The organism is Streptomyces xanthophaeus (assembly GCF_030440515.1).
In the GTDB taxonomy this organism is placed as follows: Bacteria; Actinomycetota; Actinomycetes; order Streptomycetales; family Streptomycetaceae; genus Streptomyces; species Streptomyces kutzneri.
The window spans coordinates 1,043,496-1,065,073 of sequence record NZ_CP076543.1 but is presented as its reverse complement, the minus strand read 5'-3'; the positions used below and the strand labels follow the sequence as shown (position 1 = coordinate 1,065,073).

Here is a 21,578-nt window from a genome sequence, read left to right as displayed (position 1 = left end):
TAGTAATAATGAAAAATGACGAGCCGACAGTAGGGCGGCGCACGGTCCTGCGTACCGCCGTCTTCCTCGGGGTCGCCGCGGCCTCCGGCCTGCTCAGCGTGGGTGGTGAGAGCGATACCGGTACCCCGGGGCCCGGACCTGGCGGTTCCGGATCGCCGGCCGGGCCGGGGGCGCGGCCCGCGGCGGGTGCGCCGGGGCTGCGGGCGCAGGCGCTGCCCGAGAAGTCGTACCGGCTGCGGCCGATGACCGCCGATGCGCCGGTGCGCGCGGCGGCCCTGAAGCCGGCCGTGCGGACCCGGCCCATCCTGGAACTCCCCACCGCCGAAGCCGCGTCGGCCGGCATGGTGCTCACCTTCGACGACGGCCCGGACCCCCGCTACACCCCCGCCATCCTCGACACCCTCGCCCGGTACGGCGTGCGCGCCATGTTCTTCGTCTGCGGGGAGATGGCCGCCGAGAACCGGAACCTGCTGCGCCGGATGGTCGACGAGGGCCACGTCATCGGCAACCACACCTGGACCCACCCGCTCATCCCCAGCCTCAGCCGCCCCGCCCTCGCCTCCGAGATCGGCCGCACGAGCGAGGTCGTACAGCAGACCGTCGGCGAGGCGCCGCTGTGGTTCCGGGCCCCCTACGGGGCCTGGAACCGCGCCGCCTTCGAGATCGGGGCCGAGCTCGGCATGGAGCCGCTCGCCTGGACCGTGGACACCCTGGACTGGAAGGAACCGGGAACCCCGACGATCATCTCCCGGGTCCTGGGCGGCGCGGCCCCCGGGGTGATCGTCCTCTCGCACGACGCCGGCGGCAACCGGTCGCAGAGCGTCCAGGCGATCTCCTCGTACCTTCCCCAACTGCTCGCGCGGGGCTACCGGATGACCCTCCCGGTGCTGCCGCCCCGCTGAACCGGGTGCCGGCCGCGGCGGATACCCACGGGCTCAGCGGGCCTCCACCATGCGGGCGAAGACGACCACGTTGCCGTCGTAGCCACGGGCCTTCGAGTATCCGCCGCCGCAGGTGATCACCCGGAGTTCCGGGTGCCCGGTGTCCCCGTACACACGGGCCCCGGGGAAGGCCTCCTTGGAGAACACCTCCACCCCGTAGACCTCGAACACCGCCGTGCGGCCGTCGTACCGCTCCACCTCGATGTGGTTGCCCGGCTTGACCGAGCCGAGGCCGTAGAAGACCGCGGGGCCCTGCGCGTTGTCCACGTGCCCGACGATCACCGCGGAGCCCCGCTGGCCGGGCGAGATGCCGTTGAGGTACCAGCCGGCGAGATTGCGGTCCTGCGGCGGCGGCGCGTCGATCCAGCCCTCCGCGTCCAGCCCGACCGTCATCACCGGCGCGTCCACGTTGATCGTGGGAATCCGGATGCGCTGGACCGACGAGTGCTCCAGCACCTCCATGTCCGCCGGGGGCGTGGGCGGATCCGCCGGCAACTGCCCGGACGTCACCGCGACGGCCGAGGCCGCGGTGGGCTGCGGCGGGCCGTCGCCGACATTCACACCGTTGCGCACCATGGCGAGGCCGGTGAGCATGACCAGGGCGAGTACGCCCCACGGTGAGCGTTTGCGTGACTGCCCGGTCTCGTCCTCGCCCATCGTTCTCCCTTCCCGACGCGGGGGTCCCGACCCGCGTTCCTGTCCCGCCCCTGTACGCCCTACTTCACGCACGCTAAGGCCGAGCCGACAGGACGGCGAGGGGGGAAGGGCGAACGGGTGGCCGCCACCCGGAGAGGGCCGGAAGGGGTGCGTCCATCCAGGTAATCGTCACATAAATGCCTGACGGGTCGTGACCTGCGGATCCGTCAGTTGCATTTCCCGCGCTTCGGCGTGTCGCTCAACCGGGCGGCCCAAAGCCGGAAATGCGGAGGTTGCGGGGCGACCTGAGGGTTCGACGTGGGAGGCGTTCTCGTCGATCATCCGGGGCCGACGCTCCGGGGCGCTTCCCGCTGGAGGTTCCACCATGCGTGTCTTGCGCGCTCTTACCGTGACGGCGGCAGCCTGCGCCGTGATCGGCCTCAGTGCCCCGTTCGCCTCCGCGAACCAGGACCCCGGGGGCCGGGGTGGGAATGGGGGTGGGAACGGCCCCAGCAACATCTCCGTCAACCCGTACTCCGTGCACCAGGGTTCCACGATGCAGGTGAGCGCGGCGGGCTGCGGTCACGGCGGTACCGTCACGTCGCACGGCAACTTTCCGCCGGCCAACCTGTCCGCGGGGTCGATCGGCTTCGCGACCGTCCGGATCTTCAACCACGCCTCGCCGGGGCACCACACGCTGTCGGTCAAGTGCAACGACAGCAACCTGGTCGCCACGCACCGTTTCACGATCCTGGAGGGCAACCCCTCGCAGGGTGGCATCGGCGGGTCCTTCGGCCCGTCCACCGCCGAGACCGCCATCGGTGCGGGCCTCGTGGGCGCCGCGGCCCTCGGCGCCGGCGCCCACGTGCTGCGCCGTCGCCGTCCGCTGCGCAGCAGCCGGGCCTGACCGGTCTCCCCGGACGCGGATCCCCCGCCACCGGCGATCGCCCCGAGTCCTCGTCAGGACTCGGGGCGATCGTCGGTGGCGGGGGATGTCCGGCGGGTTCAGTGGCTACGGCCGGACCCCCTGCGGCGCAGGGCGAACACGGTGCCGCCCGCGGCGGCGAGGAAGAGGCCGGCGCCGGCGCCGAGCTCCACGGGATCCATGCCGGCCACGCTGCCGCCCAGACCGCCGCGGACACCGAGGGCGGAGGACGGGGTCGGGAAGAGGGTCGCGCCGGTGCCGGTCCGCGTGGAGCTCGTGGTGGGTACGGTGGTGCCGCCGGCGATCGTCAGGTCGGCCGAGCCGGTCTCCCCGTTGCAGGTGAAGGAGACGGAGTAGACGGCTCCGCGCCGGGCGTCCCGGTCCACGGTGACCCGTACGGTTTGGCCGCGCGCGATGCTCACGGTGTCGAAGACCCCGGAGGAGACGGTGGCGTAGGCGGCGTTGCAGCGGCTGACCGCGAGGACCGTCTGCCCCCCGGGGGCGACGGTCGAAGGCGTGAGGGTGAAGCCGAACGAGGTGATGGGCTGGGCCTCGGCAGCGGTCGCGGCGGGCGCGCCGAGGACGCCGAGCGCGAGGACGGCGCCCGTGGCGCCGGCGCTCAGCAGGGCGGTGGCGGAGGTACGTATCGCACCCATGGTTGATTCTCCGGATCCCCGAGGAGCAGCCGCGGAACGGTTTTCCGCACGTGGGGGGTCGTGCGCCTCGATGTCCGACACGCTAGGTCGGGGTGCGGTGACCCGCGATCAGGAACGGGCGAATGGGGCATGGCAGTGGGCCGAACCGGGGACGGGAGGCCCGTCCCCGGTTTGCGGACGGCCCGATCCGAACGCGATCCGTGGCCTAGCCGCCGAGGTCCAGGTGGGGGAACTGGGCGAGGAACGGTTCGGCGGTGGCGGAGATGCCCCGCCCGAACGGCGCGTCGAAGTCCCAGATCAGGAACAGCAGGAACGCGATGAGGGCACTGAACAGGCCCGCCAGAAGCATCTCCCGGAACGACCGCCTGATCTGAAGGGTGAAGATCAGGCCCACGGTCACCAGGGCGCCGACGATCAGCCCGAACCACACCACCCCCGGCATGGTGGCCCCGGCACTCGAACCGCGTGCGCTGCGGGCGTCGTCGACCACCGCGACCTGGTCCACCAGCGGCTGGTAGGCCTGCCCCTCGTGGTCGGTCTGCGGCTCGTAGTCGGTGACGTCCCGGCGGATACGTTCCAGCAGCTCCCCGCCGTGCTCGGTGAGCTCGCCGTGGTCGGCCATCCGCTTCCACTCCGTGTCCACGACGTAGGTCACGTACGCGTCGACATCGGACCGGATCCTCTTGCGCACCTCGGCCGGGTAGACCTCGGAGCGGACACTGATCTCGTGCAGGGCCTGGGCCTCCTGGCGCACGTATTCCTGGGCGGCCCCGCGGCCTTCCCAGACGCCGGCGATCGCCAGGCCCAGCACGATCGCGTAGATCACCCCGATCATCATCGTCATGTACTCGATGACGTCCGGGGTCTCGTTCGGATCGTCGTCGTCGCCGATCCTCCTGTGGTTGAAGAAGGCGATGGACAGCACCACGGCACAGGCCGCGGCCATCGCGAGGGACAGGACGAGCCATTCCGACAAGATGACTCCCAATCGGTTACTGGTGGGGCGGAAGAAGCCCTAGCGCGGGCGCAGCGCGACGATCGCGAGCACTGCGGGAGCGGCGGTCATCAAGGTGAAAGTCACCGGCGAGATGTGGTGCTCGACGGGTTTGCGGGCCGCCGCGTGATACGCGGGCCGGGCCACCGGTTTCCGCGGTACGGGTTTCACCTCTGGGGCGGGTGGTGGGGGTGGGGCGGGGGGTGCAAGTGGTGGCGGTGCGGGAGCCCGGACCACGCGGGGCGGTGGGGGCGCGGGTTTCGGCGGGGGCGGTGCGGGCAGGACCGGCTTCGGTACGGGCCTCGGCGCCGGCGCGGGAGGCGGCGGTGGTTTCGGCGGTGCGGGTTTCGGGGGCGGTGGGGGCTCGGGCGGTGGCGGCGGGGGAGTCGGCTCGGGTGGCGGCGTGGGCTTCGGCGGCTTCGGTGGCGGCTTCGGCGGGCAGGGCGGAGGGGGCGGCGGCGGTGGGCAGTGGGGGTGGCCGTGATGGCCCCCGCCATGCCCGCCTCCACGGCGTTTCCCGTGGTCGGAGCCCTGGTCGTCACCGTGATGTCCGCCACGCGGGCCGCGTCCGCGGTCGCTGCCGCCGGCCACCGCGGCCACCACGGTGGCGGCCGGGCCGTCGCCGGAGTCGGTCGTCGCGTAGGCGCGGCTATCAGCCACGGCCGGCGTGACGGACAAGGCCGCCCACAGCAGGACCGGGACTGCCAGCAGGCGCCTGGCACAGGCTCTGTTCACCCCGGGAGCATGGGCCCGCGCGCGCCCGGGCACGCGAGGCTCGGCCCCCGGTTCGCCTGAACGGGTGGACTGCTGACCAGAGAGGTTTGAGCCACTCGTGGGTCGGTAGTGTGGTGACTCCGATCGACCCTCGGCCAATTCCCATAAGGGACTTGTCGGTATCGGTCATTCCCTCGCCCGGAGCAGCGGTGCCTTTGGTGTGTGACGAAGAACGGATCGCCAATTTCCGCTTTTGCTCGCCCTGTTGGGAAATGATCAGTACATTCGGCTCGGACAGGAGTCCGACCTCACACGGACGACCGCAGGACCAACGCTTGGAGACCCCGATGGAGCGCCCCGCCTGGGCCCCGCCAGGCATCGACATATCGGTGCCGAGCGTGTCCCGCATCTATGATTACTACCTGGGCGGGTCCCACAATTTCGAGGTCGACCGCCAGACGGCTCGCCGCGCCATGGAATTCATGCCGGGACTGCCCAAGATCATGCAGGCCAACCGGGCATTCATGCGCCGCGCCGTCCGGCACGCCGTCGCCGAGGGCGTCACGCAGTTCCTCGACATCGGCTCCGGCATCCCCACCTTCGGCAACGTCCACGAGATCGCCCAGGCCGCCAGCCCGCAGGCGCGCGTCGTCTACGTCGACCACGACCCGGTGGCCGTCGCGCACAGCCGGGCCGTCCTCGCGGGGGACGACCACAGCGACATCGTCGCCGCCGACCTGCGCAAGCCCAAGGAGATCCTGGCCGCCCCCGAGGTCGGCCGGCTGCTCGACCTCGGCCGCCCGGTCGCCCTCCTGCTCGTGGCCGTCCTGCACTTCCTGGAGGACACGGACGACCCGTACGCCGCCGTCGCCGAGCTGCGCGACGCGCTGGCCCCCGGCAGCCTGCTGATCCTCACGCACGCCTCGTACGAGGGGATCCCGCTCACCCAGGAAACCGCCGCCGGCACCGTGGGCGTCTACCGGGACATGCGCAACCCCCTCGTCATGCGGACCCGGGAACAGATCGGCGGCTTCTTCGACGGGTTCGAGATGCTGGAGCCGGGCCTCGTGTCCATGCCCGACTGGCGGCCGGACCGGCCCGACGACGGCGAGGACGGCGAGACACCGGAAGACCCCTACGCCTTCTCGGGCTTCGGCGGCGTGGGACGCAAGGCGTGAGACTTCCGGCACAGACGGCGGGGGCGCCGAAGGTAGCCGCGGCGCCGACCGTGGCGCCGACCACGGCACCGAGCACCGGGTCCGCCGCGGCCCCGCACGGCGGCATCGAGGACCGGATCGCCCGCTTCGCCACGATCTGGGGCCGGGCGATCTTCCCGGTCACGGCGACCTCGCTGACCCGCACCGAGTTCGAACGGCACCTCGTACCCCTCACCCGGACGCTCACCGAGGCCCTGCACGCCCGGCCCTTCGACGCCTCGGTCGCCCAGCAGGTGGGGGCGGAACTCGTCGCCGTGCACTGCACCGACCCCGAGGCCCTGGCCGGCACCCTCGGCGTGATCGAGTCCTACCTGGTGCTCTACTGCGGCCCGGACGGACCCGAGGGCTCCGGCGTCGAGGGCACCGAGGAGTACCGCTCCCGCTGCGCCCGGCTCCAGCACGCCATCGCGGCGGGATACGCCCGCGCGCTGCGCGAGCGCACCCTCAGGGAGCAGGAGGCCATCGCGCGCTCCGCGCTGACCGCGCGCACCGACGCGCAGCAGGCCCTGCACGCGAGCGAGGAGCGCTTCCGGGCGGTCTTCGAGGGCGCGGCCGTGGGCATCGGCATCGCCGACCTCGACGGGAACGTCCTGGAGGTCAACGACACCCTGCTGCAGATGTTCGGCGGCCTGGAGGGGCACGTCCGCAGTCGCAACGTCAGCGAGTGGGGACACCCCGACGACACCCCGCACGTCTGGCGGATGTACGGCGAGCTGGTGCGCGGCGAGCGAGAGAGCTACCGCGTGGAGAAGCCGTACTACCGGCACGACGGCACCGTGCTCTGGACCAATTTGACGGTGTCGCTGCTGCGCGACGCCGACGGGAAGCCGCAGTACCAGCTGGCGCTGATGGAGGACACCACAGAGCGCCGGCTGCTGAACCTGCGCCTGCGCTACGAGGCCACCCACGACGCCCTGACCGGCCTGCCCAACCGGACGCTGTTCTTCGAGCGGCTGGAGAAGGCCCTCGGCGGGGCCGGAGGCGACCGCTACGGTCTGTGCTACCTCGACCTCGACGGTTTCAAGGCGGTCAACGACAGCCTCGGGCACTCGGCGGGAGACCGGCTGCTGGTCGAGGTCGCCGACCGGCTGCAGAGCTGCGCGACCGGCCCGGGCGAGGTGGTCGCCCGGCTCGGCGGTGACGAGTTCGTCGCCCTGACCACCGGCTCCGACACCGAGGAGAAGGTGACCGAACTCGCGGTCCGCATACTGACCGCCCTGTCCACGCCGATCCGGCTGGAGGGCCGGGAGCTGACGGTCCGGGGCAGCATCGGCATCGTCGAGGGCCGGGCCAAGGAGCGCACCCCCGCGGAGGTGCTGCGCAGCGCCGACATCACGATGTACCGGGCCAAGGCGGCCGGCGGCAACCGCTTCGAATTCGCCGACGCCGAGGCCGACGCCCGCGCGATCACCCGCCACGGCCTGACCAACGCCCTGCCCGCGGCGCTGGAACGCGGCGAGTTCTTCATCGAGTACCAGCCGCTGGTCCACATGCGCGACGGCAGCGTGCACGGGGCCGAGGCGCTGGTGCGCTGGTCGCACCCGCAGTACGGGGTCCTCGGCCCGGACCGCTTCATCCCGCTCGCCGAACGGACCGGGCTGATCGTGCCGCTCGGGCGCTGGGTGCTGGAGGAGGCCGTCCGTCAGGCCCGCATCTGGCAGCGCCAGCACGGAGGCGCGGCCCTGCGGATCAACGTCAACCTCTCGCCGACCCAGCTCCACCACCCGGGCCTGGTCGCCGACACCGTGGCGGTGCTGGAGAAGTCCGGCCTCGCCCCGGGCGCGCTGTGCCTGGAGGTCACCGAATCGGCCCTGATAGGGGCCGACGACGAACTCCTGGAACCGCTGCGCAGGCTCGCCGCCCTCGGTGTGGACATCGCCCTCGACGACTTCGGCACCGGCTACTCGAACCTGGCCAACCTGCGGCGGCTGCCGGTCAGCGTCCTGAAGCTCGACCGCTCCTTCACCCAGGGGATGCAGCAGCAGCCCGCCAACCCGGTCGACGTCAAGATCGTGGAGGGGATCGTCGCCCTGGCCCACAGCCTCGAACTCGCCGTCACCGTCGAGGGCGTGGAGACCGGAGCCCAGGCCGCCCAGCTGCGCGCCCTCGGCTGCGACACCGCTCAGGGCTGGTACTACGCCCGGCCCGGGGCCCCGGACCGCATCCACACCCTCTCCCTCTCGGACGCGGTGCCCACACCCTCCTGACGTCGCCGCCGGGTGGGCCGGGCGGACCGGCCCGGCTGCCCGGAGCCGGGGCCGCGATTCCCCGGCCTGCAGCCCCGGCCGGGGGCCTGCCGGCGGCCGGGGCCGGCCGCGGGCCGCATCAGGCTCCGGCGCGCGGCACGCTCCGGGTCATGCCGACCTCCGTCCCGCGCCCGGGGGTCCGCACGGCCTCCACGACCCGGTCGTACCGCTCCGCCGTGTCGGCCAGGACGTCGGCGACCACGGGCAGCCGCTCCGCCTCGTACGCGTCGAGCACCTCCTCACCGCCGGGCCCGGTGAGTGCTGCGGCCAGCGTCCGGGCGAGGGCGGTGGCGTCCTGGATGCCGGTGTTCATGCCGAGCCCGCCTGCTATGGGCTGCACGTGCGCGGCATCCCCGGCGAGGAAGACCCGGCCCTCCCGCAGCCGCGTGGCCATCCGGATGTTGACCCGCCAGGCCGAGATCCATGTGGCATCGACGAGCCGGATGCCCGGAACCCGCGCATGCCGGTCGAAGAGCCGCTGGAAGCCCTCCAGGGAGGGCGGCAGCGGCTCGCCCCGCTCGTCCCGCTCGGGCGAGGCCTGCACCTGGAAGCTGTCCGTCCCCGGCATCGGGCAGAGGAGCATTCCATTGCCGTCCGAGGTGAACCACTGGTGCCAGACGTCCCGGCCGAGCCCGGGCGCCCGGACGTCCCCGATGACCATCGCGGGCTCCTCCTGGCCGTTCCCCTCGAAGGGGATGCCGAGCAGCTTGCGCGTGGTGCTGCGCCCGCCGTCGCACCCGGCGAGATAGCGGGCTCCGATCACGGTGCCGTCCGCCAGCTCCGCCCGCACCCCGGACGGGTCCTGGGTGATCGCGGCGAGCTCCGATCCGTACTCGACCCGCACCCCGAGCCCGGCGAGCCGGTCGCGCAGCGCCGCTTCGATCTGCCACTGCCCGATCAGCAGGCCGCCGTCGGTGGGGGTGTCGTCGATGTGCTGTCCGTCGAAGTACTTGCGCAGGACCACGCTCCTGTTGCCGGTGGCGTCCAGGGTGTCGAGCACGCCGAGTTCCTGGAAGACATCGAGGCTGCCCGGCAGCAGCCCCTTGCCCCGGGACTCGTGGTGCGGTTCGGTGCGCCGGTCGATGACGCGCACGGCGAATCCGCGCAGCGCCAGGTCGCAGGCGAGCGTCAGTCCGGTGGGACCCGAGCCGGCGATCAGTACGTCGGTCATGGGATGTCCTCTCCTCGTCGATGTCTCCAGGAAAGCGGCTCCCGCCGAAAAAAGCAACCCGGTTACAAAAATAACCCGGTCACGCATCCGTGGTACGCTGTGCGCATGGAGAACACGACGGGTCTGCGCGAGAACAAGAAGCTCCGTACGCGGCACCGACTGGCGGCGACGGCACTGGAGCTCTTCCTGGAACGGGGCTTCGATGCCGTGTCGGTGGCGGACGTCGCGGCCGCGGCCGAGGTCTCCAAGCCCACCCTCTTCCGGTACTTCCCGACCAAGGAGGACCTCCTGCTCGACCGGTTCGCCGACCATCAGGACGAGGTGGCGCGCATCGTGCGCGAGCGGCCCGCCGGCCGCACGCCGGTGGGCGCCGTGCACACGCACTTCCTGGCGGCGCTGGCCGAGCGGGACCCGATCACCGGGCTGTGCGACCACCCGAACGTGATGGCCTTCCAGGGGCTCGTCTACAGCACCGCCAGCCTCAAGAGCCGGCTCAGCCGCTACACCGACCGCGAGGTGGAGTTGCTCGCCGCCGGGCTGGAGGCGGAGGCGGTGGCGCCGCTCGCCGCCCGCCTGGCCGCGATCCATCTGGTGGCGGTCCGGCACGAGTTGGGCCGGGTGAACTGGCGGCGGATCGAATCCGGGCAGAGCGCCGACGAGGCCCACGCGGCGGCGGTGGCCGATGCCGATCAGGCCTTCGGGATGCTCGCCGAAGGCCTCGACCAGGCCCTGCCGGCAGGCCCCGTGCAGGCGTCCCCCCAGGCGTCCGCCCAAGCCCAGACCCCGGCCCCGGAATGACCGCCCCGCGCGTCCTGCCCGCCCCGCCCGCAGCCCTGCCACGGCGGAATCAGCCGGTCAGTATGCGCTTCAGCTCGCGGGCCGCTCGCGGCGGAGCCACGTCGGTGCGGTGGGCCAGGGCGATCGTGCGGCGCAGCGGGGAGCCGGCCAGCGGAGTCACCCGCAGACCCGGACCGGCGCGGTCCACCACCATCGCCGGGACCACCGCGATACCGAGCCCCGCCCGCACGAAGCCCAGGACCGCGTCCATCTCGCCGCCCTCCACGGTGAAGACCGGCTCGAAGCCCTCGGCCCGGCAGGCCGCCACCGTGAGCTCCCGCAGGTCGTAGCCGTGCCGGAACATCACCATCGGCTCGTCCCGCAGTCCCGGGATGGTCAGCTCGCCGCCCCCGCCGGGCGCCGGCCGTTCCGCCGAGGAGACCACCACGAGGTCTTCCGTCAGCAGCTCCATCGTGGTCAGGGCCGGGGCCGAAGGGGGGAGCGGCAGCGCGATCAGGGCCAGGTCCAGGGCTCCGCGCGCGAGTTCCCGTACGAGGTCGAGCGAGCCGCTCTCCTCGATCAGCAGCTCGATCCCGGGATGCGCGTCGTGGAAGGTCCGCAGCACGTCCGGCAGCAGGCCCGTGCAGATGCTGGGAGTGGCACCGAGCCGGACGCGGCCGCGCCGGAGCTGCGCCAGTTCCTGCACCTCCAGCCGTGCGGTGTCCGCGTCCGCCAGGATCCGACGGGCCAGCGGCAGCAGCGTCTCGCCCGCGTCGGTGAGCGTGATGTTGCCCCGGGCCCGGCTGAACAGCTCGGCCCCGAGTTCCCGTTCGAGCGCCTTGATCTGCTGCGAGAGCGAGGGCTGCGCCACGTGCACGCGCTCCGCGGCCCGGGTGAAATGCCGGGTCTCGGCGACGGCCACGAAGTACAGGAGCTGCTGGAACTGCATACCCCCAGGCTAGCGTGCTTGATAGTTGATCCCTATCGATATCAGCTCCATCATGTCTTGGACCTTTCGGGACCCTCGTCCGTACCGTCGAGGACATGGCTCTGGCAACGCGGACGGATCGACGGCCGTCCATCACACGCACGATCTGGGACTCCTCCGTCGGCAAGAAGTCCGTGATGGCCGTGTCCGGCCTGATCATGCTCGGCTACCTCGTCGTGCACATGCTCGGAAACCTCAAGATCTTCTTCGGGGCGGACGAGTTCAACGGCTACGCCCACTGGCTGCGCACCCTCGGCTCGCCCTTCCTGCACCACGAGTGGGCCCTGTGGCTCGTCCGCGTGGGACTGCTCGTCGCGGTCGTCGCCCACGCCGTGTCCGCGTACCAGCTCAGCCGCCGCGACATCAAGGCCCGCCCGGTGAAGTACGCCCACAAGCGCCGCCGCGCGAGCTACGCCACCCGCACCATGCGCTGGGGCGGCATCATCCTCGGCCTGTTCATCGTCTGGCACCTGCTCGACCTCACCACGCTCACCGTCAATGAGCGCGCCTGGTCCGGCCACCCGTACGAGAACGTCCTGTCCACCTTCTCCACCTGGTACGGGAACACGATCTACATCGTGGCCATGGCCGCCCTCGGACTGCACGTCCGCCACGGCTTCTGGAGCGCTGCGCAGACCCTCGGCGCGGGCAGTGCCCGACGCGAGCGGACGCTGAAGTTCCTGGCCAACGGCCTGGCCCTCGTCCTCTTCGCAGGCTTCGTGTCCGTCCCCGTAGCCGTCATGACCGGAGTGGTGAACTGACCATGAGCACACACCAGCACGACCACGACCAGCACGCCCACCAGCGGGACCCCCACCGGCAGGGCTCCCACTACGCCGTGTACACCGCCGGCGACCCCGTCTGCGACACCAAGGCCCCCGAAGGCCCGATCGCGGACCGCTGGGACCGCCGCCGCTTCGAGGCCAAGCTCGTCAACCCGGCCAACCGCCGCAAGCACACCGTCATCGTCGTCGGTACCGGCCTGGCGGGCGGAGCGGCCGGCGCGACACTCGCCGAACAGGGCTACCACGTCGTCCAGTTCTGCTTCTCCGACTCCCCGCGCCGCGCCCACTCCATCGCCGCCCAGGGCGGCATCAACGCCGCCAAGAACTACCGCAACGACGGCGACTCGGTGCACCGCCTCTTCTACGACACCGTCAAGGGCGGCGACTTCCGCGCCCGCGAGTCCAACGTCCACCGCCTCGCCCAGATCTCGGTCGAGATCATCGACCAGTGCGTGGCCCAGGGCGTTCCCTTCGCCCGCGAGTACGGCGGCCTCCTCGACACCCGCTCCTTCGGCGGCGTCCAGGTCTCCCGCACCTTCTACGCCCGCGGCCAGACCGGCCAGCAGCTCCTGCTCGGCGCCTACCAGGCACTCTCCCGGCAGATCGCCGCCGGCAACGTCGAGATGCACGCCCGCACCGAGATGCTCGACCTGATCGTCGTGGACGGAGTGGCCCGCGGCATCGTCGCACGCGACCTGGTCACCGGCGAGATCTCCTCGTACTACGCCGACGCCGTGGTCCTGGCGAGCGGCGGCTACGGCAACGTCTTCTACCTCTCCACCAACGCCATGAACTCCAACGCGACCGCCGTCTGGCGGGCGCACCGGCGTGGCGCGTACTTCGCCAACCCCTGCTTCACCCAGATCCACCCCACCTGCATCCCGCGCACCGGCGACCACCAGTCCAAGCTCACCCTCATGAGCGAGTCCCTGCGCAACGACGGACGCATCTGGGTCCCCAAGGCCAAGGGCGACACCCGCGCCGCGGCCGACATCCCCGAGGCGGAGCGCGACTACTACCTGGAGCGGATCTACCCCTCCTTCGGCAACCTCGTGCCCCGCGACATCGCCTCCCGCGCCGCGAAGAACGTCTGCGACGAAGGCCGCGGCGTCGGTCCCGGCGGCCAGGGGGTCTACCTCGACTTCGCGGACGCCATCCGCCGCATGGGCCGCGACAAGGTCGCCGAGAAGTACGGCAACCTCTTCGAGATGTACGAGCGGATCACCGCGGAGAACCCGTACGAGGTTCCCATGCGGATCTACCCCGCCGTCCACTACACGATGGGCGGCCTGTGGGTCGACTACGACCTCCAGACCACCCTGCCCGGCCTCTTCGCCATCGGCGAGGCCAACTTCTCCGACCACGGAGCCAACCGCCTCGGCGCCTCCGCGCTGATGCAGGGCCTCGCCGACGGCTACTTCGTGCTCCCGTCCACGATCAACGACTACCTGGCCCGCCACCCGCACCAGGACACCGTGGACGACCGCCACCCCGAGGCCGCGGCGGCGATCCGCGAGACCCGCGACTGCCTGGCGAAACTCCTCGCCGTCGACGGCGACCGCACCCCCGACTCCTTCCACCGCGAGATCGGCGAACTGATGTGGGAGTACTGCGGCATGGCCCGCAGTGAGGAGGGCCTGCGCAAGGCGCTCGACCGCATCCCCGAGATCCGCGAGGAGTTCTGGCGCCGCATCAAGGTCCCCGGCCGCGGCGAGGAGTTCAACCAGTCGCTGGAGAAGGCCAACCGTATCGTCGACTACCTCGAACTCGCCGAGCTGATGTGCCTCGACGCGCTCCACCGCGCCGAATCCTGCGGCGGCCACTTCCGCGAGGAGTCCCAGACCGCCGACGGCGAAGCAGCCCGCCGCGACGAGGAGTTCGGATACGCGGCCGCCTGGGAGTACCAGGGCACCGGCGCCGCCCCCGTCCTGCACAAGGAAGACCTCGTCTTCGAGTACGTCCACCCCACCCAGCGGAGCTACGCATGAAGCTCACCCTGCGCGTCTGGCGCCAGCGCGGCGCCGACGCCCCCGGTCACATGGCCTCCTACGAGGTCGACGGCATCTCGGAGGACATGTCCTTCCTGGAGATGCTCGACACCCTCAACGAGGACCTCATCCTGCGCGGCGAGGACCCGGTCGCCTTCGACCACGACTGCCGCGAGGGCATCTGCGGCGCCTGCAGCCTCGTCATCAACGGCGACGCCCACGGCCCGGAACGCACCACCACCTGCCAGCTCCACATGCGGTCCTTCGCCGACGGCGACACCATCGACGTCGAGCCGTGGCGGGCCGCCGCCTTCCCGGTGGTCAAGGACCTCGTCGTCGACCGCGGCGCCTTCGACCGGATCATCCAGGCCGGCGGCTACATCACCGCCCCCACCGGCGCCGCCCCCGAGGCGCACGCCACCGCCGTGCCCAAGGCCGACGCCGACTTCGCCTTCGAGCACGCCGAGTGCATCGGCTGCGGCGCGTGCGTGGCGGCCTGCCCCAACGGCTCCGCGATGCTCTTCACCTCCGCCAAGGTCAACCACCTGAACGTCCTCCCGCAGGGCTCGCCGGAGCGCGAGACCCGGGTGCTGGACATGGTGGCCCGGATGGACGAGGAAGGCTTCGGCGGCTGCACCCTGACCGGCGAGTGCGCCACGGCCTGCCCGAAGGGCATCCCGCTGCCCTCGATCGCCGCGATGAACAAGGAGTGGCTGCGGGCCGTGCGCAAGGGCCCCCGCTGAGCCCCGGGTCCAAGGCCCCGCCCCTGCCCCCGCCCCCGCCCCTGCGCCGATCGGCTGACCGCAACGGCCCGCACCGCGCCGCGCCCCGGCCCCGCCCGGGCCGTGGGGGACAGTGGCGCCATGCCAGAAGCCCCCTCCGGGTCCGGACCGCGTCGCCGAGCCGTACTGGCCGCCGCCCTCGCCCCGCTGGCCGGGGCTGGGGCCGGGTGCTCGGGCGGGGAAGCCCCGCGCCCCCCGGCGCCCGGTGCGCCGGCCGGACCCGAGGACGCCCTGGTCATGGTGATCCGGCACGCGGAGAAGCCGTACGCCGGCGGCGTCGGCCGGGACGCGGAGGGCGAGGACGATCCCGGTTCGCTGGCCGGCCGCGGATGGCGCCGGGCCGAACGCCTCCCGCACCTCTTCCCGCCGGCCCACGGCTCCTCGCTGCCCCGCCCCGCGGCCGTCTTCGCGGCAGGCGGCAACGTTACCGCCGCCCCCGCGCGGTGCAAGCAGACGGTGGCGGCGCTCGCCGCCGCCCTGCGCGCCCCCGTCCGCGCCGAGTTCGCGGTCGGCGCCGAAGCCGCCCTCGCGCAGGCCGTGTTGGCCGGGCCCATGCCCGTGCTCGTCTGCTGGGAGCACAGCGGGATCCCGCGCCTGGTCCGGGCCCTCGGCGCCCACCGGATCCCGGGTACCCCGGCCACCTGGCCCGACCGGCACGACCTCGTCTGGATGTTCACCCGCCGTCAGGGCCGCTGGAGCTTCCGCGAACTGCCGCAGCACCTGCTCCCCGGCGACGTCTGAGCCTCACCAGCGGATCAGTTCGTTCCCGGCGGCGTCCTCGACGGTCGTCACGCTGCCGTTCGCCCAGACCACCAGCATGTCCGAGCAGTACTGCAGCTCGAAGGGTTCGTCGGGCGCCCGGGTGCCGGACCAGGGCCGGGCGCCGTCCGCCGAGCCTATGGTGATCACGGTGACCTTCTCGCCCGGCTCCAGCCATACCTCCGAGGCCCAGGGTTCGAGGATCAGCGACAGCCGGTTCCGCCCGTCGTTCGTCACGGGGAGCCGCGCGACCGGCTCCGCCGGACGTACGGAGGCGGTCGCTTCCGCCGCCGGAGCCGGTTCCCTCCGGCGTTTCCAGAACATGCCCGGCAGCCTATGCCCGCCCCGGCTCCCCGTCCCTGCCGGACCCGAGGGCCCGCGCCAGGTACGGAGCCGTACGGCTGCCCGTCGCGGAAGCCACCTCCGACGGCGTACCCGCGGCGACCACCCGGCCGCCCGCCGTGCCGCCGCCCGGACCGAGGTCGATCACCCAGTCCGCGCCCGCCACCACCTCCATGTCGTGCTCCACGACCACCACCGAGTGCCCCGCGTCCACCAGCCCGTGCAACTGCCGCAGCAGCACCCGCACATCGGCCGGATGCAGCCCGGTCGTCGGCTCGTCCAGCAGGTACAGCGTGTGGTCCCGGCGCAGCCGCTGCAGCTCGGTCGCCAGCTTGATCCGCTGCGCCTCGCCGCCCGAAAGCTCGGTGGCCGGCTGCCCCAGCCGCAGGTAGCCCAGCCCGATCTCCTCCAGCGCCCGCAGGCTGCGCGCCGCCGCCGGAACCTCCGCGAAGAAGGCGGCCGCCGACTCCACCGTCAGGCCCAGTACCTCCGCGATGTCCAGGCCCTCGTACCGGACCTCCAGGGTCTCGGCGTTGTACCGGGCCCCCGCGCATGCGGGGCACGGGGCGTACGTACTCGGCAGGAACAGCAGCTCCACCGAGACGAAACCCTCGCCCTGGCAGGTCTCGCAGCGGCCCCCAGGCACGTTGAAGGAGAACCGGCCTGCTTTCCAGCCGCGCGCCCGCGCCTCGGGGGCCGCCGTGAAGAGCTTGCGCACCACGTCGAACAGCCCGGTGTATGTGGCCAGGTTGGACCGAGGCGTCCGGCCGATCGGCTTCTGGTCCACCTCCACCAGCCGCCGTACGGGGAAGTCCGCCTCCGCGAGCCGCTCGCGGACCTCCCCGGCCAGTACCTGGCCCACCAGCGTGGATTTGCCCGACCCCGACACTCCGGTGACGGCCGTGAACACTCCGAGGGGGAACTCCGCCTCCAGTTCCCGCAGGTTGTGCCGGTCCACACCGGTCAGCCGCACCGCCCCGGTCGCCCCGCGCACCTGCCGGGGGGCCGCGGCGGGCTCCCGCGCCGCGAACAGGTGCCGGGCCGTCGCCGACCCCGCCACCCCGGCCAGGTCCTGCGGCGGCCCGCTGTGGAGCACCTGCCCGCCGTGCTCCCCGGCCAGCGGGCCCACGTCCACCAGCCAGTCCGCGTGCCGCACCACATCGAGATGGTGTTCCACGACGAAGACCGTGTTCCCGGCCTCCTTCAGCCGGTCCAGCACCCCGAGCAGTGCCTCGGTGTCCGCCGGGTGCAGCCCCGCCGACGGTTCGTCCAGCACGTACACGACCCCGAACAGCCCCGAGCGCAGCTGCGTCGCCAGCCGCAGCCGCTGCAGCTCGCCCGCCGACAGGGTCGGCGCGGTCCGGTCCAGGCTCAGATAGCCCAGCCCCAGCTCCGTGACGGGCCCGATCCGGGAGCGCAGGTCCTCGGCGAGCACCCGCGCCGCCTCCCCGTCCAGGGGCGCGGAGGCCAGTACGCCGTCCAGGTCGGTCAGCGCGAGGGCCGCGAGCTCCGCGATGGTCCGCCCGGCGAAGGTGACGGCGAGGGCCTCCGGCCGCAGCCGCCGCCCCTCGCACACCGGACACGGTGAGTCGGCGAGGAACTTCTCGGCGCGGGCCCGCAGGGTGGCGCTCTTGCTGTCGGCGAAGGTCCGCATGACGTACCGGTGGGCGCTCATGTACGTGCCCTGGTAGGGCCGCTGGATCCGCTCGGCCTCCCGCACCGGGTGCACGGTCACCACCGGCTGCTCCTCGGTGAACAGGATCCACTCGCGGTCCTTCGCCGGCAGTTCCCGCCAGGGCCGGTCCACGTCGTGGCCGAGCGTGTCCAGGATGTCCCGCAGGTTCTTGCCCTGCCAGGCGCCCGGCCAGGCGGCGATCGCACCCTGACGGATCGACAGCCTTGGGTCGGGGACGAGGAGTTCCTCGCTGGTGCGGTGGATCCGGCCGAGCCCGTGACACGACGGGCAGGCCCCGGCGGCGGTGTTGGGCGAGAAGGCGTCGGAGTCGAGCCGCTCGGCACCCGGCGGATAGGTCCCGGCCCGCGAATACAGCATCCGCAGGGAGTTGGACAGCAGGGTCACCGTGCCGACGGAGGAGCGCGAGCCGGGGGAGGAGCGCCGCTGCTCCAGCGAGACGGCCGGCGGCAGCCCGGTGACGGAGTCCACCTTCGGCGCGCCGATCTGGTGGATCAGGCGGCGGGCGTACGGGGCCACGGACTCGAAGTACCGGCGCTGGGCCTCGGCGTAGAGCGTGCCGAAGGCGAGCGAGCTCTTCCCGGAGCCGGAGACCCCGGTGAACACGGTCAGCGCATCGCGCGGGATGTCCACGTCGACGCCGCGCAGATTGTGCTCCCGGGCGCCCCGGACCCGTACGTAGGGGTCGAGGGAGGTGGGGGGAGGGGCGGGGGTACCGGCGGCCTGGTGCATTCGTCCTATTTTAGAGGCTCGCCTTCAGAGGCCCGTGATCCGGGCCAGGCGTGCGTAGGAGTCCAGCAGCGCCGTGCGGTCGTACGTGGAGGTGGTGACCAGCAGTTCGTCCGCGCCGGTCTGCTCCGCGACCTCCGACAGCTGTGCCGCCACCTGGTCCTCCGTGCCGTGGACGTGCCCGGCGAGGGCGCCCTCGTAGAGCTCGCGCTCCTTCGGTGTCATCTCCAGCGCCTCGATCTCCTCCGCCGGGCGCAGCGGCGGGAAGCTGCCCCGGGTGCGGGAGTGCGCGAGGGCCCAGGCTTCCGGGACCAGGATGCGGCGGGCCTCCTCCTCGGTGGCGGCGACCGCCACCGTGCCCGAGACCACGACGTACGGCTCCACCGCCCGGGCGGAGGGCTGGAACTCCTTGCGGTACGCCCGGGCGATCTCGTTCAATCGGCCGCGGGCCCGCAGGTCGCCCACCACCAGGGGCAGCCCGGCCCGGGCGGCGATCCCGGCACCTTCCCCGGTGGCCAGGAGGTAGGCCGGGATCCGCAGTCCTTCGGCGGGGCGGGCGTGCACCTCGGGGTGGGCCCGCTGGGTGCCGTCGAGCCAGCCCAGCAGCTCGGTCAGCTGTTCCTCGAAGCGGTCGGCGTCGCCGGTGTCGCGGCCCAGCGCCCGCCGGATGCCGCCCGTGAAGCCGACCGAACGCCCGAGGCCCATGTCGATCCGGCCGGGGAACAGAGACTCCAGGACCCCGAACTGTTCCGCCACCACCAGCGGCTGGTGGTTGGGCAGCATGACCCCGCCCGTGCCGACCCGGATCCGGTGCGTCGCCGCGGCGACGGCGGCGGCCAGCACCGTCGGCGCCGAGCCCGCGACACCGGGCACGCTGTGGTGCTCCGAGACCCAGAAGCGGTGGTAGCCGAGCTCCTCGGCCGTCCGGGCCAGGTCCACGGTGTCGCGCAGGGCCTCGGGGGCCGGGTGGCCCTCGCGGGTGCGCGACCGGTCGAGTATCGAGAGTTTTCGGATCACACAGGACTCAACGTCCGGCGGCCCGGGGGATTCCCCGGCTCTCTTAGGCTGGCGGGATGAGTGAGCACACGTCCCGGCCGCTGGCCGTCTTCGACATCGACAACACCCTGGCGGACACCGGTCATCGCCAGCACTTCCTGGAGCGCCGGCCCCGGGACTGGACGGGCTTCTTCGCCGCGGCCCCGGCCGATCCGCCGCTCGGGCGCGGGGTCGCGCTGGCCGTGGAGAGCGCGGCCGACTGCGAGGTGGTGTACCTGACCGGGCGCCCCGAGCGGTGCCGCGCGGACACGCTCGACTGGCTCGCCCGGCACGGTCTGCCCGAGGGGCGGCTGTTCATGCGCGGCAACCAGGACCGGCGGCCGGCCCGCACGACGAAGATCGAGGTGCTGCGGCGGATCTCCCGGGGCCGGGAGGTGCGCATGCTCGTCGACGACGACGAGCTCGTCGTCCAGGCCGCCCGCGCCGCCGGCTTCCGGGTGGTCCTGGCCGACTGGGCCGAGGACGCGCCCGAGATGCAGTCCGCCCAGGAGGTCGACGGACGGACGTGATCCGGCGGAGGTGAGGGGCCCGGGGGCTCAGTCCTCGCCTTCGAGGCGGAAGCCGACCTTGAGCCCCACCTGGTAGTGGGCGATCTCCCCGTTCTCGATGTGGCCGCGTACCTGAACCACCTCGAACCAGTCCAGGTTCCGCACGGTCTGGCCCGCCCGGGCGATCCCGTTGCGGATGGCCTGATCGATGCCCTCGTGGGAGGTGCCGACGATCTCGGTCACCCGGTACGTGTGATTGGACATGGAGGTCTCCCGACAGTGGGTGGCTTTTGCCTGGTTCTACGGTGCCCCAGTAAGTCCGGGTCCGCGAACTTTGGGCGAACAGTCCCGAGCGAAAGACCCTTGACCGGCCTATTGGTCTATGCCAATTTCGAGCCATCCGAGACCGAGCCCAGAAGGTGACCCTCTTGAAGATGCGCTTGCTCGCCGTCTGCACCGCCCTCGCTGCCACCGCCGCCCTCACGGGCTGCAGCGGGTCGGCCGACCCGGCCGCAGGGTCGCGCAAGGTCACGCTCTGGCTGATGAAGGGCAGCGCCTCGGAGGACTTCATCGGCAGGTTCACCGCGGAGTTCGAGACGGAACACCCCGGCACCGACCTGGACGTCAGGATCCAGGAGTGGACCGGCATCGGCGACAAGGTCAACGCCGTCCTCGCCGGCACGGGCAAGGAGAGCGCCGACGTCATCGAGGTCGGCAACACCCAGGTCGCCAAGTACATCGAGACCGGCGGCCTCGAAGAGCTCACCCTCGAAGGCCTGCGCACGTGGGGCAGCAAGGACTGGCTCAAGGGCCTCGCCGACCCGGGAACCATCAACGGCGCCCAGTACGGAATCCCCTGGTACGCCGCCAACCGGGTGGTCATCTACCACAAGGACCTCTTCGCGAGCGCCGGCATCAAGACCCCGCCCAAGAACCGCCAGGAGTGGATCCAGGCCACCCAGAAGCTCGACAAGGGCGACCAGCAGGGCATCTACCTCGCGGGCCAGAACTGGTACGCCCTCGCCGGCTTCATCTGGGACGAGGGCGGCGAACTCGCCGTCGAGACCAACGGCAAGTGGGTCGGCGCACTCGACGACGACAAGGCCCTGGCCGGCATGGACTTCTACAAGCAGCTCCAGGCCCTCGGCGACGGACCCAAGGGCGCCGACGAGGAGACGCCCCCGCAGTCGCAGGTCTTCGCCCGCGGCCAGGTCGCCCAGATCATCGCCCCGCCCGGCCAGGCCGCAGAGATCGAGGCGGCCAACCCCGCCCTGAAGGGCAAGCTCGGCTTCTTCCCGATCCCCGGCAAGACCTCCGACAAGCCGGGAGCCGTCTTCACCGGCGGCTCCGACCTGATCATCCCGGCGCGCACCGGACAGCGGAAGGGCGCCGTGGACGTGATCACGGCCCTCGTCAGCGAGAAATGGCAGACCGAACTCGCCCGCACGATGAGCTACGTACCCAACAAGACCACCCTCGCGCACGTCGTCGACGGAAACGAGGGCGCGGCCGCCATGGCCCCCGGCGCCGCCCAGGGCCGCGCCACTCCCACCTCCGCCCGCTGGGCCGAGGTCGAGGCGAAGAACCCGATCAAGCCCTTCATGACGGCCGTGCTCACCGGCCGGGACCCCAAGCAGGCCGCCCGGACCGCCTCCGAGGAGATCGGCAAGGTCCTCAGCTCCGACCGCTGA

Annotated in this window: 20 protein-coding genes; 11 read left to right on the top strand and 9 right to left on the bottom strand. The window is 72.2% G+C overall.

The features are described 5' to 3' along the window. Positions 1-8 precede the first annotated feature (8 nt). Positions 9-902, top strand: a complete 894-nt coding sequence (locus KO717_RS04670) for a polysaccharide deacetylase family protein (protein ID WP_301364584.1) — start codon at positions 9-11, stop codon at positions 900-902. A gap of 33 nt (positions 903-935) precedes the next feature. On the opposite strand, the gene KO717_RS04665 is transcribed toward KO717_RS04670, so the two are convergent. After that, positions 936-1,598 (bottom strand): class F sortase, encoded by a 663-nt coding sequence (locus KO717_RS04665; RefSeq protein ID WP_301364583.1) that lies wholly within the window; start codon positions 1,596-1,598, stop codon positions 936-938. Positions 1,599-1,962: 364 nt separating this feature from the next. Between KO717_RS04665 and KO717_RS04660 the strand changes: the two genes are divergently transcribed. Then, positions 1,963-2,484, top strand: coding sequence for a hypothetical protein (locus KO717_RS04660; protein ID WP_301364582.1), 522 nt, complete (start codon positions 1,963-1,965; stop codon positions 2,482-2,484). Between the two features lie 98 nt (positions 2,485-2,582). Here KO717_RS04660 and KO717_RS04655 read toward each other — a convergent pair whose 3' ends face one another. Continuing rightward, on the bottom strand, positions 2,583-3,158 hold the full coding sequence (locus KO717_RS04655; protein WP_301364581.1) for a hypothetical protein: 576 nt from the start codon (positions 3,156-3,158) through the stop codon (positions 2,583-2,585). A 205-nt stretch (positions 3,159-3,363) separates the two neighbouring features. Continuing rightward, positions 3,364-4,134, bottom strand: a complete 771-nt coding sequence (locus KO717_RS04650) for a DUF4239 domain-containing protein (protein ID WP_301364580.1) — start codon at positions 4,132-4,134, stop codon at positions 3,364-3,366. A 1,079-nt stretch (positions 4,135-5,213) separates the two neighbouring features. Here KO717_RS04650 and KO717_RS04645 point away from each other — a divergent pair. Both KO717_RS04645 and KO717_RS04640 read left to right on the top strand, forming a co-directional pair. Next, positions 5,214-6,044 carry an SAM-dependent methyltransferase gene (locus tag KO717_RS04645; protein WP_301374367.1) on the top strand — a complete coding sequence of 277 codons (831 nt, stop codon included), beginning with the start codon at positions 5,214-5,216 and terminating at the stop codon, positions 6,042-6,044. A gap of 50 nt (positions 6,045-6,094) precedes the next feature. Beyond that, positions 6,095-8,290, top strand: coding sequence for a putative bifunctional diguanylate cyclase/phosphodiesterase (locus KO717_RS04640; RefSeq protein WP_301364579.1), 2,196 nt, complete (start codon positions 6,095-6,097; stop codon positions 8,288-8,290). Positions 8,291-8,408: 118 nt separating this feature from the next. On the opposite strand, the gene KO717_RS04635 is transcribed toward KO717_RS04640, so the two are convergent. After that, positions 8,409-9,500 carry an FAD-dependent monooxygenase gene (locus tag KO717_RS04635; RefSeq protein ID WP_301364578.1) on the bottom strand — a complete coding sequence of 364 codons (1,092 nt, stop codon included), beginning with the start codon at positions 9,498-9,500 and terminating at the stop codon, positions 8,409-8,411. A 105-nt stretch (positions 9,501-9,605) separates the two neighbouring features. Here KO717_RS04635 and KO717_RS04630 point away from each other — a divergent pair, with 105 nt between their 5' ends. Continuing rightward, on the top strand, positions 9,606-10,298 hold the full coding sequence (locus KO717_RS04630; protein WP_301364577.1) for a TetR/AcrR family transcriptional regulator: 693 nt from the start codon (positions 9,606-9,608) through the stop codon (positions 10,296-10,298). Positions 10,299-10,347: 49 nt separating this feature from the next. Here the strand turns inward: KO717_RS04630 and KO717_RS04625 are convergent, their stop codons facing one another. Then, positions 10,348-11,226 carry a LysR family transcriptional regulator gene (locus tag KO717_RS04625; RefSeq protein ID WP_301364576.1) on the bottom strand — a complete coding sequence of 293 codons (879 nt, stop codon included), beginning with the start codon at positions 11,224-11,226 and terminating at the stop codon, positions 10,348-10,350. 95 nt (positions 11,227-11,321) lie between these two features. Here KO717_RS04625 and KO717_RS04620 point away from each other — a divergent pair, with 95 nt between their 5' ends. The 4 genes from KO717_RS04620 to KO717_RS04605 all read left to right on the top strand — a co-directional run bounded on the left by KO717_RS04620 (position 11,322) and on the right by KO717_RS04605 (position 15,561). Continuing rightward, complete coding sequence (locus KO717_RS04620) at positions 11,322-12,026, top strand: succinate dehydrogenase (protein WP_301364575.1); 705 nt, start codon at positions 11,322-11,324, stop codon at positions 12,024-12,026. A gap of 2 nt (positions 12,027-12,028) precedes the next feature. Beyond that, positions 12,029-14,038, top strand: a complete 2,010-nt coding sequence (locus KO717_RS04615; protein WP_301364574.1) for a fumarate reductase/succinate dehydrogenase flavoprotein subunit — start codon at positions 12,029-12,031, stop codon at positions 14,036-14,038. Next, positions 14,035-14,781, top strand: coding sequence for a succinate dehydrogenase/fumarate reductase iron-sulfur subunit (locus KO717_RS04610; protein WP_031147213.1), 747 nt, complete (start codon positions 14,035-14,037; stop codon positions 14,779-14,781). The genes KO717_RS04615 and KO717_RS04610 overlap by 4 nt, the downstream gene beginning before the upstream one ends. Before the next feature lie 120 nt (positions 14,782-14,901). Then, the gene (locus KO717_RS04605; RefSeq protein WP_301364573.1) at positions 14,902-15,561 is read left to right on the top strand and encodes a hypothetical protein; all 660 of its coding nucleotides are present in this window, start codon (positions 14,902-14,904) and stop codon (positions 15,559-15,561) included. 3 nt (positions 15,562-15,564) lie between these two features. On the opposite strand, the gene KO717_RS04600 is transcribed toward KO717_RS04605, so the two are convergent. From KO717_RS04600 to KO717_RS04590, 3 genes are read right to left on the bottom strand one after another with little or no spacing between them, the layout of a single operon-like run. Then, positions 15,565-15,903, bottom strand: coding sequence for a hypothetical protein (locus KO717_RS04600; protein ID WP_301364572.1), 339 nt, complete (start codon positions 15,901-15,903; stop codon positions 15,565-15,567). Between the two features lie 10 nt (positions 15,904-15,913). Continuing rightward, a complete protein-coding gene (locus KO717_RS04595; RefSeq protein WP_301364571.1) occupies positions 15,914-18,346 on the bottom strand; it encodes an excinuclease ABC subunit UvrA in 2,433 nt (810 codons plus the stop codon). A gap of 24 nt (positions 18,347-18,370) precedes the next feature. Further along, the gene (locus tag KO717_RS04590; protein WP_301364570.1) at positions 18,371-19,360 is read right to left on the bottom strand and encodes an LLM class flavin-dependent oxidoreductase; all 990 of its coding nucleotides are present in this window, start codon (positions 19,358-19,360) and stop codon (positions 18,371-18,373) included. Between the two features lie 56 nt (positions 19,361-19,416). On the opposite strand from KO717_RS04590, the gene KO717_RS04585 reads away from it, so the two are divergent. Beyond that, positions 19,417-19,908: an LNS2 domain-containing protein gene (locus KO717_RS04585; RefSeq protein WP_301364569.1), complete on the top strand. Its 492-nt coding sequence runs from the start codon at positions 19,417-19,419 to the stop codon at positions 19,906-19,908. 27 nt (positions 19,909-19,935) lie between these two features. Here KO717_RS04585 and KO717_RS04580 read toward each other — a convergent pair whose 3' ends face one another. Beyond that, a complete protein-coding gene (locus KO717_RS04580) occupies positions 19,936-20,151 on the bottom strand; it encodes a dodecin (protein WP_030663252.1) in 216 nt (71 codons plus the stop codon). Positions 20,152-20,315: 164 nt separating this feature from the next. On the opposite strand from KO717_RS04580, the gene KO717_RS04575 reads away from it, so the two are divergent. Further along, positions 20,316-21,578, top strand: a complete 1,263-nt coding sequence (locus KO717_RS04575; RefSeq protein WP_301364568.1) for an extracellular solute-binding protein — start codon at positions 20,316-20,318, stop codon at positions 21,576-21,578.